Origin of the sequence: Sulfitobacter sp. (assembly GCF_036960155.1) — a bacterium.
Taxonomy (GTDB): Bacteria; Pseudomonadota; Alphaproteobacteria; order Rhodobacterales; family Rhodobacteraceae; genus Sulfitobacter.
In genome coordinates this window covers 127,697-142,995 of record NZ_JBALWB010000006.1, presented here as the reverse complement: position 1 = coordinate 142,995, position 15,299 = coordinate 127,697, and the positions used below count along the sequence as shown (strand labels likewise).

General features: G+C 53.3%; 14 protein-coding genes and 2 pseudogenes. 9 read left to right on the top strand and 7 right to left on the bottom strand.

Annotated features, from left to right (window positions below):
• Window positions 1-18 precede the first annotated feature (18 nt).
• A complete protein-coding gene (locus V7775_RS14660; protein ID WP_335752655.1) occupies window positions 19-603 on the top strand; it encodes a hypothetical protein in 585 nt (194 codons plus the stop codon).
• Window positions 604-685: 82 nt separating this feature from the next.
• Window positions 686-2,227, top strand: coding sequence for a polyamine aminopropyltransferase (locus V7775_RS14655; protein ID WP_335752654.1), 1,542 nt, complete (start codon window positions 686-688; stop codon window positions 2,225-2,227).
• A 32-nt stretch (window positions 2,228-2,259) separates the two neighbouring features.
• On the opposite strand, the gene V7775_RS14650 is transcribed toward V7775_RS14655, so the two are convergent.
• Window positions 2,260-3,561: a patatin-like phospholipase family protein gene (locus V7775_RS14650; protein ID WP_335752653.1), complete on the bottom strand. Its 1,302-nt coding sequence runs from the start codon at window positions 3,559-3,561 to the stop codon at window positions 2,260-2,262.
• Window positions 3,562-3,611: 50 nt separating this feature from the next.
• Entirely contained in the window at window positions 3,612-3,989 is a 378-nt protein-coding gene (locus tag V7775_RS14645; protein ID WP_335752652.1) for a LysR family transcriptional regulator, read from the bottom strand.
• Between the two features lie 91 nt (window positions 3,990-4,080).
• Here V7775_RS14645 and V7775_RS14640 point away from each other — a divergent pair, with 91 nt between their 5' ends.
• The 7 genes from V7775_RS14640 to V7775_RS14615 all read left to right on the top strand — a co-directional run bounded on the left by V7775_RS14640 (window position 4,081) and on the right by V7775_RS14615 (window position 10,749).
• Complete coding sequence (locus V7775_RS14640) at window positions 4,081-5,454, top strand: hypothetical protein (RefSeq protein ID WP_335752651.1); 1,374 nt, start codon at window positions 4,081-4,083, stop codon at window positions 5,452-5,454.
• A complete protein-coding gene (locus V7775_RS14635) occupies window positions 5,454-6,629 on the top strand; it encodes a CaiB/BaiF CoA transferase family protein (RefSeq protein WP_335752650.1) in 1,176 nt (391 codons plus the stop codon). The genes V7775_RS14640 and V7775_RS14635 overlap by 1 nt, the downstream gene beginning before the upstream one ends.
• Window positions 6,622-7,440, top strand: coding sequence for a cyclase family protein (locus V7775_RS14630; protein WP_335752649.1), 819 nt, complete (start codon window positions 6,622-6,624; stop codon window positions 7,438-7,440). Before V7775_RS14635 ends, V7775_RS14630 begins: the two co-directional genes overlap by 8 nt.
• 55 nt (window positions 7,441-7,495) lie before the next feature.
• Window positions 7,496-8,665 (top strand): acyl-CoA dehydrogenase family protein, encoded by a 1,170-nt coding sequence (locus V7775_RS14625; RefSeq protein WP_335752648.1) that lies wholly within the window; start codon window positions 7,496-7,498, stop codon window positions 8,663-8,665.
• Entirely contained in the window at window positions 8,662-8,994 is a 333-nt protein-coding gene (locus V7775_RS14620; protein WP_335752647.1) for a hypothetical protein, read from the top strand. The genes V7775_RS14625 and V7775_RS14620 overlap by 4 nt, the downstream gene beginning before the upstream one ends.
• Before the next feature lie 112 nt (window positions 8,995-9,106).
• A complete protein-coding gene (locus V7775_RS24800; RefSeq protein ID WP_443070134.1) occupies window positions 9,107-9,349 on the top strand; it encodes a hypothetical protein in 243 nt (80 codons plus the stop codon).
• A complete protein-coding gene (locus V7775_RS14615) occupies window positions 9,235-10,749 on the top strand; it encodes a thiamine pyrophosphate-binding protein (RefSeq protein WP_335752752.1) in 1,515 nt (504 codons plus the stop codon). The genes V7775_RS24800 and V7775_RS14615 overlap by 115 nt, the downstream gene beginning before the upstream one ends.
• Window positions 10,750-11,235: 486 nt before the next feature.
• Here V7775_RS14615 and V7775_RS14610 read toward each other — a convergent pair.
• From V7775_RS14610 to V7775_RS14600, 5 genes and pseudogenes are all read right to left on the bottom strand, one after another.
• Window positions 11,236-11,875 (bottom strand): annotated as a pseudogene (locus V7775_RS14610) (FAD-dependent oxidoreductase); the annotation flags it as partial.
• 4 nt (window positions 11,876-11,879) lie between these two features.
• Window positions 11,880-12,044, bottom strand: coding sequence for an FAD-dependent oxidoreductase (locus V7775_RS24795; protein WP_443070128.1), 165 nt, complete (start codon window positions 12,042-12,044; stop codon window positions 11,880-11,882).
• A gap of 1 nt (window position 12,045) precedes the next feature.
• Window positions 12,046-14,045: pseudogene (tkt, locus tag V7775_RS14605) on the bottom strand (transketolase).
• A 34-nt stretch (window positions 14,046-14,079) separates the two neighbouring features.
• The gene (locus V7775_RS24790; RefSeq protein WP_443070133.1) at window positions 14,080-14,280 is read right to left on the bottom strand and encodes a 2-oxo acid dehydrogenase subunit E2; all 201 of its coding nucleotides are present in this window, start codon (window positions 14,278-14,280) and stop codon (window positions 14,080-14,082) included.
• Between the two features lie 258 nt (window positions 14,281-14,538).
• Window positions 14,539-15,249, bottom strand: coding sequence for a GntR family transcriptional regulator (locus tag V7775_RS14600; protein WP_335752646.1), 711 nt, complete (start codon window positions 15,247-15,249; stop codon window positions 14,539-14,541).
• Window positions 15,250-15,299 lie beyond the last annotated feature (50 nt).

The following is a 15,299-nucleotide window of genomic DNA, read 5'->3' as shown; positions in this document are numbered from 1 at the left end:
GTATCTAAGGACTTGAAGATGATAAATAAGATCAAAATAGCAATTGGCGTTCTCGTTGTAGGGTTTTTCGCGGTGTCGTTCCTGACACCAAGTAGCCCACAAACTGCAGATTTGGGCCAAGTACTGGACCGCACTGAGTTCGCGATCGGTAAGTACTCAGAGCATCTAGATACCACTGGCGTTACTGAAGCTTCAGACGATCAAGTCGAAGAATTTCGCGGATTTTTGGTAGATGTGTTGAATTCGGACCCACGGTTTTACGAAGAGACGCAGGGGTTGGCCATTCTTGAGGATGCAAAGTTCCTTGGGTTCGCTGATACAAACTCAAATGGTGTGAAAGACACTGGCGAGGAAGATCTGTATTCAGTCGAAATCGACGAAGAAAACAATCGTTTGATCGGTACTGATATGGCCGGCAATTCCACAGGCCTTCGGTTCTCCGGAACTGGCTTCATCGCGGGTATGTTGATCGGGAATCTTATTGGCCGGCAACGCGGTGCTGGTGTGTCCAAAGGCAGCTTTAGCAACCGCACAGTTGGTGCCCGCTCAAGCTATAAAGCACCGCGTAGTGCCCGTTCAGGTGGCTTGCGCGCTGGCAAGTAAGCGAACACACTTAGTGTCTTATAGGGCCCGGTACTTTTTAGTGCCGGGCCCGTTTTATCTATGATCCAAACGGGCGACTACAATGACACAAACACGCTACGCTGACTTGCCAAGAAAACAGGCGTTGATCCTGCTAGGGACCATAATGGTGGTTGCTCTGTGTGGTATCGTTTACGAACTGATCATTGGCACCGTCTCAAGCTATTTACTTGGAAACTCGGTTTATCAGTTTTCGCTCACCATCGGATTTTTCATGTTTGCGATGGGCATGGGCTCATACGTTTCGCGGTTTATCCATGGAAATCTCATTCAAACGTTTGTTTGGGTTGAGCTGGTCTTGGCGTTGATTGGTGGGCTGTGCAGCATCTCTTTGTTCATGCTCTTTCCCTTTGCGCCGTGGTTTTACACCGTTGGCATGTTTGGTTTTATCTCTGCCATTGGCTTTCTTGTTGGTCTTGAAATTCCGCTCTTGATGCGTGTCCTTTCAGAACGCTCGTCTGCACGGGAGTCTATCGCTGATGTTCTCTCACTTGATTACATCGGTGCACTTCTTGGATCTGTGATGTTTCCGTTGCTGTTGTTGCCGTCATTGGGTTTGATCACAGCGTCTTTTGCGATTGGCTTAACCAACGCTGCAGTTGCCTTGCTAAGTGTCATTTGGCTCCGCGATCAACTCGACAACCCAAAGCGGATGTTTGGGTATGCAGTTGCCACCATTATACTGCTTTTTGCGTTAACCCTGCTGGCTGGTCGCATCACAGGATTTGCGCAGGATCATTTGTATTTCGACCGCATTGTTTGGAAAAAACAGTCTCAGTATCAATCTCTTGTTGTGACAAATACTTGGCAGAAGGCGGATGTACGTTTGTACATTGATGGCCACCTGCAATTCGCGGAAACTGATGAATATCGGTATCACGAAGCGCTTGTTCATCCTGCAATGGCATGGGGGGAAAGCAAACCAGAGAACGTGTTGTTGTTGGGCGGTGGTGATGGCTTGGCAGTGCGCGAATTGCTCAAATACCCTTCGGTTCAGAACATTGATCTGGTTGACCTTGACCCGGCAATGACGGACTTGGGGCGTGATTTTGCACCACTGGTTCAGTTGAATGAGGCTAGCATGCAGTCCGCAGTGCTGAAGGTGCATAACGGCGATGCATTCAATTTTGTCCGTAAGACCCAGCAAAAGTATGACCGTGTCATCATTGATTTTCCTGACCCCCACAATGAGGCATTGTCCAAACTATACTCGATCGAATTTTACGCCATGGTGCGCCAAATCATGACCAGCGATGGTGTTCTGGTAACGCAAAGCAGCTCACCTTTCTTTTCCCCTCATACCTTTGGGACAATTTCCGCAACTCTTGGCGAGGTGTTCCCTGATGTGCTGGGGTATCACGTTTCGATCCCTTCTTTCGGTGTTTGGGGGTATAACTTGGCGAGCATACAGCCTGAGTTTGGTCTTGGTGAACTTCCGGAAAACCTCCGCTTTATCACACCAGAAGTGTTTGCAGCGGCGACCATATTTCCAGATGACCTCAAGCCAATCCGCGATATTGAGATCAATACAATTTTTAACCCGACAATCTACCGCGAATACGCGCAAGACGTAGCTGGTTATTGACTAAGCACGAGACTGCACCCATTGCTAACCGCTCATTTGGCCTCAATCGTTTTCAAATGATGCTCTACCAGATCCTTAGCTGCCGCTGCGATCAACTCTTGATCGCATGCTGTGATTTTCAACGCCGTTGGTACTTTGGCCAAATGTTCAGCGGGGGTCTTGCTTGCGGTTCTGACATCGTGCGTGGAGTGAACCCACCCTTTCCACGTAAGCCAGCGGTCATTGGGGGGATTTCCGGTTTTCACCATTTCATCAATCGCCATATAGTCGAAATCTATAACGTCAATCTTCATGCCGTGTTTAGCATCCAGCGCTGCAAACATAGTCTCGCGGTGCGCAGACGCATATTCCTGCAAGACATCAACTAAGCGGGTTACTTCACGGCTCCAGATGCTGATGTCATGGGACCTTTTGGATTTTTCCTGATTCAGCCGCTGGCCTGCGTTGAAGGCATAGATTTTCGCCCGTTGTTTCTTACCTCGTGCGTAGATGGCCTCGCGTAGGGTTTCGACTCCCGAGTTTTCAACGACCCCACCGTCGCCAAGGTGCCAGAAATCTGGGGCCTTATCGCCAAGGCCTTCGATCTGGAGCGTTGTCGGTCCGAGATAGGGTGGAAAAGCGGCCGACGTCGCCACAGCAAGTGAGACTGGAACGCCGTGCGGTGTGGCATGCAGTGATGTTGCACCCGAAAAAGACAGGGCCCGCAAGGCTGGTGGCAATACCGCCTTGGCAGTGGCTTTTGGTGATGCCAGCGCCCCATTAGAAAAGACAAACCTATGTCCTGTATCATAGCTGACGGCGTTGAAGAAAAACGTCCGATCTTTGGGTAGATCGGAAAAAGTGGCTGTGCGCAAAAAGTCAGGGCGATCTAGGGCGTCTTGCAATGAGACCAACCGCCGCGACGGGCTGAAGGCGCGGGATGGAATGCGCAATTGGTTCATCTGCGTATCCCAAAAGAAATCATGCGCCATGACGGATTGCATCTGCTTAAAGTAGACCCGCTGATCCGCCCCAACAGGGTGAAGCGCGAAATAGGACGCGGCAAATCCGCCGCCGCTTACGCTGGAAACATGAGTCACATCATCAAGTAATCCGTGCTTGTGAAGCGCTTCCATTCCGGCGGCCGCAAAAACCGCGGCACGCGCGCCACCACCCGAAAGGGCCAGCCCGACAAAGGGGCTGGTGTCGTTCTCCCCAACAGGTGCAGGCAGGTCTGTCATACCAGATTTGAAATGCACTCTGAGCGGTACAATAAAACCATAGACGATCGCCGCCACCAAAAGGCAGACCGCAAGCGCGCCCATCCCCGATAGAAATATTCCAATCCCAGACATCACCGCTCCTGATTCATCGACGCCCACAACTGAGGGAATAATTTTCGACCTCAGCTTGGCGGGTGCGGATGGTGATGGCAACGGATATTGCAATCTGAGGTAAGGTATACCTGACCTCGGGTCACTTTATGCAGGCCTATCGCCGCAACGCGCAATACTGTTGCCTCGCTTGATACATTTGGGTCCTTAAACTTAATAGCTTCAAGCGTCTTTATCGCGGCCTCGATTTCTGGGATCAAAGACGTTGCCGCGTTTGTTGGGCGAATGCCGCGCCCTTCTGGCGTAAACAGTTTGACCCCCAATTCCTTTTCCAGTCCATGCAGGCGTCGCGAGATTGCCGACTGTGTCACGTTCAATCTAAGCGCCGTCTTTCCGACTGCTCCCGATCTTATGACATGCAAAAAGGTTTCGAGAGTTCGCAAGTCCATTCATGATCCTTTCGCATGATAACTGTTGATTACTATGCGTTATACGTATGGTTTAATCTGTGCAATGGTTTGACAATCCAAGGGAGCATCGATGCTTGATAATTTCCAAACTGACGTTTCAATGTCTGGCGGCGACGCGCTGTCTGCATGGCATGCGGCCATGGCAGATTACCTGAACTTTTCAGGGACACCCGTCGGCGATTTGGAAGCCGTCAACGACAACGCATTTCTGTTGGGCCCAGTTTTCTGCGCGGCGATGAAGTTGCTCAGTGGGATGGATCCAGCAGGCGCATCTGTTGGCAAAAACATCGCGGCCATGCGCAAAGCATTGACGCGTGTTACCGGGGCAGAACGGGGCCACGCGGCGGCTGTGGAACAAATGTTACTTGGTAATTTTAGCGCGGCTGCGCACACGTGGGATACTGTTCTTGTGGATCGCCCAGGTGATATTCTGGCCCATAAATGTGCCCATGAAGCCTGGTTTCTGGTTGGGGACGCACCCGCGATGCTGGAGTCAACGTCAGCGGCCTTGTCGCGTATTGATACCGACCATCCTGCCTTTGCCGTCGCTGCGGCCCAGCATGGTTTTGCTCTAGAAGAAAACGGTGATTATGCCGCTGCCGAAAGTTGGGGTCGTCTGGCCCTTGAAATCGCACCCTCAGATTGTTGGGCGCTACATTGCTTGGCCCATGTATACGAGACGCAAAACCGTCACAGTGACGCGATGGCCTTGTTGGATGCAAAAAAGCCGTTCTGGTCAGAGCAGAACCTGCTGAACGCGCATATCTGGTGGCACCTTGCGTTACGACAGATCGAGATAGGTGATTTCGCCAGTGCCTTGTCCGTATTCGATGCCCACCTGAGTGATGTTGCGGCGTCAAACCGGTTTCGATTGACGGATGGGACGTCATTATTATGGCGGCTTGAGCTGGCAGGTGTCGATGTTGGGGCGCGCTGGATGATGATGGCAGAGAAATGGGCGCAGAATGCGACGCTCCACACCAATGCGTTTCTTGACATGCACGCGGCCCTTGCATTTTCGCGCTGCCCAGATGTGCCAGCATCACAGGTATTTTTCGAAAGTCTGGACACCGCTTTTGAAGGGAGCGCTGATGAAAATGCGGAAACCTTTCATACTGTAGTGAAACCACTTGTGCGGGCCTTTTCGCGGTATTCTACCAACCCGTTGGCTGCAAGCAGCGAGATAGAGGTGCTCTTGCCCGATTTACATCGGCTTGGAGGCTCGATTGTGCAGCGGGAAATTGTTGAACGGAGCTATAGCTCTGCGTTACTTGCAACGGGCCAATACGCCAAGTCGGAACGCTGGCTTGCGCCGAAATTGGCCCAGCATCCCAACACACCTTGGGTGCTGCGTGATGCTGCCCAAGCGGCGATGCAACGTGGAGACACAGCCACCAGCACTTTGCTTTTGCGCCGCGCCGACTTGATGTTTGGGAGCTTTTGATGCGCCCTCTTGATGGTATTAAAGTTTTGGATATAGCAACGCTGGTTGCTGGGCCCTATGCGGCGTCCTCCTTGGCAGAATTTGGCGCTGACGTTATCAAGATTGAAAAGCCGGGCACCGGTGATACGTTGCGCCAGCTTGGTACCAAAAGCCCAACGGGGGACACTTATTGGTGGCTCTCGGACGCACGAAATAAGAAAAGTGTTGAGTTGGATTTACGGACCAAATCAGGGGCCGCCCAATTTCGCGAAATGGCCAAGACAGCTGATGTTATCGTCGAAAATTTCCGCCCCGGTACATTGGACCGTTGGGGGCTTGGTTATGCAAGCCTAAGCGCGGAAAACCCCGGTCTTGTCATGCTTTCGATCACAGGTTTTGGGCAGGACGGCCCAAAGGCGAACTTGCCGGGGTTGGCGCGTATTGCTGAGGGCCTTGCGGGTTTCACGCATCTAACCGGAGAGATTGAAGGCGCACCATTGTTGTCGGGGGCCTCGGCGCTATCTGACTATATCAGCGGCACATTTGGGGCTTACGGCGTTCTGCTGGCGCGCGGCAAAGACGGGCAGGGGCAACAGGTTGATGTCGCGCTTTACGAAGGTATTTTACGTTACCTCGATGAGCTGGCACCAGTTTATAGCAAGACTAATCATGTCAGAGGGCGGATGGGGTCTGAAACCCACCGCTCTGTCCCTCATGCGTCTTACCCCTGCAGTGATGGCACTTGGGTTGCCATCGCTTGCACCAATGACAGTCTATTTGGACGCCTCGCACAGGCCATGGGGCGCACCGACATGTTAATCTATGACCGGTTTTCGACGAATGCAGCCCGGATTGCCCACCGTTCTGAGGTCAACGGGATTGTCGAAGACTGGACCCGCAGTATGCCCTGTGCTGCCGTCGAGGCGTTGTGTGCTCAGCACGGTGTACCATGTGGGCCGATCAATGATATCGCAGCCACCGCCTGTGACCTGCAGGTTCAGCACCGGCAGTCTCTTGTTTCGATTAATCATGACACATTGGGCCCCGTGACAGTCCCAAATGTGTTTCCCAAACTGACGCGAACACCCGGTCGCATAGACAGCCTCGGCCCTGCGCTTGGTGCTCATAATTACCTCATTAACAAGCCGGACAAACCGGAGACTTCAACCCCAACAGATAGGAAAAACCATGTGTGATATTTGCGTAATGAATTCGGTGAAAGAGAAAATGCTGTCGCGGCGGTCTTTCTTCAAAACCGCTGCTGCAACGTCAATGGCCGCGGCCGCTGGTGCGGTCGTTTCGGCCCCTGCCGCATTGGCGGGTGGCCACGGCAGTGTTGAGGATATGACCCACACGCTACATCCTGAATTCCCAACTTATTTTGGTGAATCCCAGTTCAGCAAAGAGCAACTTTTCAACTATGCTGAACACTCCTTCAACCTGTTCCAGTATACGGTCAACGAACACACGGGCACCCATATTGACGCGCCTTTGCACTTTTCGGCCGATGGCATGTCGGTTGATGAAATCCCTGTGTCCAGCTTGATCGCCCCATTGTGTGTGATCGACATTGCGGCGCGTGCGGCGGATGATGCTGACACGCAGGTCACGCCAGATGACATCCGCGCGTGGATTGCAGCCCATGGTGAAATTCCGGCAAACGCCTGTGTTGCAATGCACTCGGGTTGGTCGCCAAAGGTGGACACCGAAGGGTTCCGCAATTTTGACGGCACAGCGCAGCATTACCCGGGCTTCCATGTAGAGGCCACGCAGATGCTGATTGAGGAAACCGGCGCAATGTCCATCGCTGCTGATACGCTGTCGCTTGATCATGGTATGTCTGCTGATTTTGCCTCGCATTACGCTTGGTTGCCCACAGGTCGGTTTGGGATCGAATGTTTGGCCAACCTCGACAAGGTGCCAGCAGCCGGGGCGACGTTGGTTATTGGCGCGCCCAAACACAAGGGTGGTACAGGCGGTCCTGCGCGTATTTTCGCAATGGTTTGATGACTTCCTTTGGGGGCGATATTCGCCCCCAATTTACTCTTTTTGAGGGCTGAAAATGTCGAGTGACACCGAGATGAACAACCATGTGCGCGAGGTCATGCGCGACATTGCCGATACGCTCCTGCGCCCTGCAGCCGCCGATATTGACCGGACCGAAGCCTATCCCTTTGCCCACGCTAAAGCCCTGGCAAAGGCAGGTATATCCGGCATGACGATCCCAGTCGAATGGGGCGGCCAAGGCGCGTCTTTCAAGACCACCTGCATCGCCGTTGAAGAGGCGGCGAAGGCGTGCGGCATTTCGGGTCGGATTGTTGTGGACACAAACATGGGTGCGATCCCTGCGATTATGGCCTACGGCACCGATGCGCAAAAAGCGCGCGCTGCAGAACTGGTGTTTGATGGCGACAAACCCGCGATTTGCTTTACCGAACCGACCGCGGGATCGGATGCAACCTCGATGAAGACCCGCGCCGATAAACATGGCGATGGGTATGTGTTGAACGGCGTGAAGTATTGGATCACAGGCGGTGGCATCACACGCCTTTACCTTGTGCTGGCCCATGTCTTTGACGACGATGTCTATCAGGGCATCGGGTCTTTCATGATTGAAGAAGGCAACGAGGGCCTGCGTGTCGGCGAGCGCATCCCAGCAATGGGGCTGCGTGGCATTCCAGAATCCCATTTGCATCTGGAAAATTGCACCGTTCCTGCAACCGCGCTTTTGTTGCCACCTGCGGGGCTGAAAAAGGGTTTTGGCCAAATCATGCGGGCCTATAATTCGCAACGTATTGGGGCAGCTTCCGTGGCCCTTGGGTTAGCGCAAGGCGCGTATGAAGAAGCCCTTTCTTATGTCGATAAGCGCCAGCAATTTGGGCGTCCGATCTCGGATTTTCAAGGTGTGCAATGGAAGCTGGCAGACATGTCGGTAAAGCTGCGCGCTGCACGTCTGTTGGTGCATGACACCGCTGACAGTGCAGATCCATTTCCCGATATGGTAGCATCTGCACAAGCCAAAATTTTCACAGCAGAAATGGCAATTGATGTAACCAACGAGGCACTACAATTGCACGGGGCCAGCGGCTATGGCCGCGACCTGCCGCTAGAGCGCATGGCGCGAGATGCGCGTATGTTCACCATCGGTGGCGGCACGGTAGAAATCCTTCGCAACATGGTCGCCAGTGGCATCCTGAATCGTAAGCTACCGCAAACGAAAGACAGGGTATGACAAATCCTGAATATGCTTGGCTCGACGGGCTTGTGGATTGGAATGACGCCAATTGCCATGTCTCGTCGTTGGCTTTCAAATACGGTGCGGCAGTGTTTGAGGGCATCCGCGCGTATTGGGACGGCACGCAGTTTAATATCTGGCAGTTGGACGCCCATCTGGCCCGCCTTGAAGACGGCCAGCGGTTCATGCGGTTCACAAACCCCCTTTTCAGCAAACGAGATGCGGGAGGCGATCAAACAACTGCTGGTCGCGAATGCCTTTCAAGACAACGTGCATATCACCATCACCGCCTTTTTGTCCGGCCCCGGACAACCGTTTTTGTGTGATCCCTGTTCCCTTGCCATTACTGGTATGGCGTGAGGTGATTACAGCACTGATGGCCTAAATGTTCATGTTTCTAGCTGGCGGCGTAGTTCTGACAGTGCTCAGCCACAGCGGATTAAGTCCAATGGCAACTACCTCAATGGCCGGTTGGCGGCGGTGCAAGCAAAGCAAGATGGCTATGATACGGCGTTAATGCTTGGCCAAGATGGCAAAGTATCTGAGGGGCCTGCGATGTGCTGGCTATGGTCGATGCTTTGGAACGGGCAGGGATATCTTTTGTCATTGCGCGGCATGAAAATGCTGCGGGCTTTATGGCTGAAGGCGCATACCGCGCCACAGGCGCCCCCGGTGTGCTAGTTGCGACAGTTGGGCCCGGCGTGGCTAATGGGTTGAACGCAGTTGCCAACGCGGCACAAGAACGCGTGCCCTTGATCGTGCTGACGGGCAAAGTCCCTGAGGAAGAAACGCTTAGCTATTCGCATCAAATATTTGATCATCAAGCTGCCCTGCACCCGTTTGTCAAAGCGAGCTTTGAAGCCCGAGAAAATGCCTGTGATACGATGATCGACAAGGCGCTGCATTTAGCAATGTCAGCCCGTCCGGGTCCTGTGCATATCGACCTGCCGATTCCTGTCGCCAACTCAGACCACGCAGCCCACCGCGGTAAACCGCCTGTCCTTTCTGCACCCACACGTCCTGCCGAAAGTGAAGCAACTGTTGCTGCGCGCAACTTGTTTGCAAATGCGCAGCGCCCGTTGATCCTTGCTGGCCAAGATTTGTTATGCGAGCCGGGCGGTGCTGGGGCGGTTGCCGCGTTTGCCCGTAAACACAACATACCCGTTATCACGACATACAAAGCCAAAGGTATCCTGCCAGAGAACGACTCACTTTGTCTTGGTGGCCACGGCTTAAGCCCAAAATCAGATGCGATTGTCTTACCTCTGTTGGCACAATCAGACTGCGTTATCTGCGCGGGATATGACCCTATTGAAATGCGCAGCGGTTGGCGTGATCCTTTTGCGCAGGAGGTCGCGATCAGCTTTGCGCAAAGCGAAAACGATCATTTTATGCACCGTGAAGACATACTGTTCTGTGTTCCGAGTAGCGAAGGACTGGGATTGTTCGACGGCGTTGCTCCAAAAGCCTGTTGGCCCAATAGTGAACCTGAAATTGCGCGTATGGCGCTTATGGATGCCTTTGGCACAGCAGACACTTGGGGTGTAGATACGCTTTTTCATGCTATGAACAGCGCGCTGCCCAAGGGATTGGCCGTATCCGTCGACAGTGGTGCACACAGAATTCTGTGGAGCCAGATCATGACCTGCACACGGTCAAACCAACTGATGCAATCAACGGGCTTATGCACCATGGGCTGTGCCCTGCCATTAGCTATTGGATATTCTTTGGCAAAGGACCGCGCGCCGGCGCTTGCCGTGATGGGAGACGGGTGTCTGGATATGGTGTTGGGTGAGCTTGCGACCTTACGCGATCTTGCTGTGCCAGTGACTGTTCTTGTGGTGGTTGATGGCTCCTATTCGCTGATCGCGCAAAAACAGAATTCTGAAGGGTATCAAGCTGCCGGGGTCGATTTCGGGATTACAGACTACGCAGCGATGGCAACCGCTATGGGAATTAACGCCATAACGGCAACAGATGCCGAGACGCTTGTAGATGCTGTTGAGAAAACTACTTCAAGAACAGGTCCAAGCCTGATCGCAGTCCCGATGCCACGCAACGCGTATCGCGGCCTAATTTAAGATGATGTCATGCGTTTTTTATGTAACGCGCTCTTGGGGTTTTGCCAGTTGCCACTTTAGACGTAGGGATATGAAACCATCATGCTGTACCATCGGGTTGCGAGTACCCAAGGCATGCTTTCTGCCGCTAGGGGGCGCATATGAAGCTTCTCCTCGGGATATATGCTAAGTTATTCCCTGTGCGCCTCGGAAGGTGTTCTGCATCCCAGATACTTTTTGGGTGGGCCGTTCAAGAGGTCCCAAATCAACTTCGTGTACCGATTTGAGAGCGCGGCTACAGGTGCATCGCGGCGAAATGCATCAGCGTACGGGTTGAGGCAGGGGTTCGATCTCATTTTGCATCCAATATATTTTCAATTACGCGACGCATGCCCAGATTTAACTCTGTATAGGCCATCTTTTGGTCTCCTTGCTTTCCAACAAGATAGGGAGGAATTCGCAACCTAGTATAGAATGTGCCCTCTCTTGGCATTAGAAGGCCTAGTGCTAAATATGAATTGCAATCCCTCGTGCGTCTAAGGCAGATTCGTGCATCGCCTCCGATAAGGTGGGGTGCGGATAGACCAGTTGCAGCAGATGCTCATCGGTTGTTTCATGGCCGATTGCAGTTACAAAGCCCTGAATTAATTCAGTTACTTCAGGACCTACCATATGAGCCCCAAGTAGTTCCCCCGTCCGCGCGTCGAATATGGTTTTCACAAGACCTGAAGCATCGCCCATCGCCCATCGCAATCGCTTTGCCATTGGCTGCAAAGGGGAAACGACCGACTTTTACAGTGTGTCTGGCTGCGCGCGCTGCGGCTTCAGTGAGGCCCACCGAGGCCACTTGCGGCTGGCAGTAGGTACAGCCAGGAATGCGTCATTTTTCAAGTTTATGTGCATGGCCATTTACGATTTTTTCGACACAAATAACGCCCTCATGTTCAGCTTTATGCGCGAGCATAGGCGCGCCAGCGACATCGCCGATGGCATAAATTCCCGCGCATGTGGTCGCGCCAGCACCATCTGTTACAATTCCTGTTGGTGCCGTTTTGATGCCCACCGCTTCGAGCCCTAGGTTTTCTATATTGGGGACAACCCCGATGGCCGAGATCACTTTGTCGAAGGTCCTGTTGGATGTGCTGCCATCGCTAAGTGTCAGTTTCGTCTCTACACCCCCAATTCAGGAAAATGCCGCCCAAGTGTTCGCGTTCGACAATGGCTGTTTTCAGACCAAGTTGTGCAGCACGGATTGCGGCAACATAGCCGCCGGGTCCTGCGCCAACAACGATCAAATCATAGGTGGTGTTTACCATGCTAGGATGCGCCTTCTGTTTGCTTCAACACGGCCTTTGCGGTGTTGGCGATGTGCGTGGGTGTCAGTCCGAAATGTTCAAACAGCTCCGGGGCGGGCCCCGAAGCGCAAAGCCGTGCATGCCTACGAAAGCACCCTCTTTGCCAATATACTTGTGCCACCCTAATTCGCCGGCGGCTTCAATCCCGATACAGAGCGCCGATCCAAGAACCTGCGCGCGATACGCCTCAGGCTGCTGATCAAACACCTCCCAGCAGGGCAGGGAAACAACCGCAGCCCTAATGCCGCTGTTCGCCAGTTCTGCTTGCGCTTCAACAGCAAGAGAGACCTCTGAACCTGTCGCAATCAATGTTACATCACGCGCGTCTCCGTCTGCTGGGCGCAGGATATAACCACCTCGATCGCCGTACCCTTTGAGGGTGCCATCCTCGCGCAGTGTCGGCAGACCCTGACGCGACAAAACTATGGCCGTTGGGCCATCCGTCCGTTTCAAGGCATGTGCCCAACTTTCCGCCGCTTCAATGGCATCTGCAGGGCGATAGACGTGTAAGTTTGGCGTTGCACGCAACATCGCCAATGTTTCCACTGGTTGATGCGTTGGGCCATCTTCTCCGAGGCCGATGCTGTCGTGGGTCAGCACATAGACGACCTGTAGTCCCATCAATGCGGATAAGCGGATCGAGGCGTGCATATAATTGGCAAAAACCAGAAACGTGCCCGAGTACGGAATTGCCCCCCATGCAGCGCTAGCCCGTTCATGATGGCCCCATGGCGTGTTCACGCACACCGTAGTGAATATAGCGGTTTTGGTAGGATTATGGCGTCAACGACAGCGTGTCCGCAGTTTTGGTGTTCACAGATCCCGAAAGGTCTGCCGATCCACCCACAAGGCCATTGATTATAGGTGTGAGGACCTCAAGTGCTTTGCCGGAAGCCTGACGGGTTGCCATCTTCGGTGCAGTTTCGGCCATCTTTTGGGCATGCTGTTCTAACGCTGCTTCCCATTCGTCAGGGAGTTCGCCAGAAAGATGAGATGCAAATGATGTTTGCGTGACCTCTTCAGTGGCATCCAGACGGGACTGCCATTCCCCGCGTTTCTGCGCTCCGCGTGCGCCAATTGTAGCCCATGCGTTTTGAATGGGTTCGGGGATGTGGAAAGGTGCATGTGCCCAATTCAGTTTTCCCGCGCGGCGGCAATTTCGTCCGCCCCAAGAGGCGCACCATGCGCTGCGGAAGAGCCCGCCTTTTTGTCCGTTCCAAAACCAATGATCGTCTTGCAGGCAATCATTGAGGGGAGGGGGGAGTTTTGCGCGTTGCACAGCGCTTGTGCAATGGCATCTGGATTGTGCCCATCAATCGCTTGGCAATGCCACCCCGACGCCTCAAACCGTTTCACTTGGTCATCGCTACACGCAAGCCCGACGTCACCGTCTATGGTGATAGCGTTGTCATCAAACAGAACCGTTAGTTTCGAGAGTTTGTGGTGACCCGCAAACGAGATCACTTCGTGGGATATGCCCTCCATCAGGCATCCATCACCGGCGATAACGTAGGTCCGATGATCAACAAGAGCATCGCCAAACTGTGCATTGTCACGGGCTTCGCCCAAGGCAAGACCGACGGCTGTCGCGAGCCCCTGACCCAAGGGACCTGTTGTTGCCTCAATGCCCCCACCATGTCCAAATTCGGGGTGACCCGCCGCGTTTGATCCAAGTTGGCGGAAGTTCTTGAGTGTGCCGATGTCCCAATCCGCGTACCCGCACAAGTGCAACAGGCTATAGACGAGCATGGAACCACGGCCCGCAGACAGAACAAAACGATCTCTGTCAGCCCAATTTGGTTGCGCAGCATCAAACTTCAGGAATTGACTGAACAACACTGTAGCAACGTCAGCCATTCCCATTGGCATACCGGGGTGCCCAGATTGGGCCTGTTCCACAGCGTCCATCGATAATGCACGGATGGCGTTCGCAAGGACGGCATGCGTGGTTTGATGAGTCATATTCTGTGTCCGTCATGTTTAGTCGTGTCTGAAGTTAAGCGAACTCAGAATGGGTCTCGATTGTCTCAACCAAGGATTTGAGGAATTGCGCTCCGTAAGCGCCATCAACAGCGCGGTGATCTGCCGCGAGCGACAATGAGATGATGTACCGTCCCTGCAATCCGCCCCTATGTTCTTTCACAACGCGTTTTGTCGGCCCGACGCCCAAAATTCCGGCCTCTGGCAGATTGATAATTGGCAGGACTTCAACTGCGGATAGAGATTAAAGCTTCGACTTCGCTTGTGGCCCCAGTTTCCAAGCCGAAAACATCATGCATTAACGTCGAAGCACTATTTATCACTTCGCCATTTTGGCGAAAGGGTATCAAAAGCGCAATCGGCATAGACTGAACTGCGCGAAGTAAAGGTTCGGACAGTAGGCTGTTCTGTCTCAATGATCATGATGTGCGCGATACGTGAGCGGCGTCTCTTGTTATGATCAGGGCAACCGAGGCTATTCCAAAATGGACTTATAGCTCGCGAGCGCAATTTCTACGTGCTCTCGGAGCAAACGTTTCGCAACCTTCTGGTCACGGTCCAGCGCGGCTTGCATCAACAAACCATGGTGTTCGGGCGCAAGGGCGCGCTTTAGCGCTTCCAGTGTTTCTGAAGAGTGGTTGTCTGGCCCTTTTGGGTTGATCACGGCTGGATGAAACAAAAGCGCCTGATGATGGCGATTAAGCTGTAAAAGGGTCGTGTCGTGGAACGATTTGAGCCACGAAGATCGCCCTGCGGCAAGAAGGCTTTTGTGGAAGCCATCATGGGCAATGGCCCAACGCTCACGATCTTCTATTGTGTTAGACCCAATAGGCTGAGGCGTCCGCATAAGCCTGTGATGGGCAGCGATGAGGTTGCTTTCCCATTCAATGTCGCCATGCGTGATCGAGTCCTCAAGAAGCCTTTCCTCAATAGATAGACGGGCATCTTCTAGGTCTTCAAGCTCGGCCAATGACACAGGCGCGACGCGCCATCCGCAATTTTCGCCAGCGACCGCTAGACGTTTTTCTTCAAGTCGAGCCAAAGCCTCGCGCACGGGTGTCGCGCTAATATTTAGAGCTTTGGACAGCGTCGCGACCCGCAGCGGCGCACCAGGCGGTGTAGAGCCGTTAAGTATCGATCTTTCGATTGCCTCAAAGGCGCTCTCTGCTTTTTCGATTGCTCTCATGAGGACTTGAATAACATATACGTTTTAATGTAACAACGACGAATTAATTA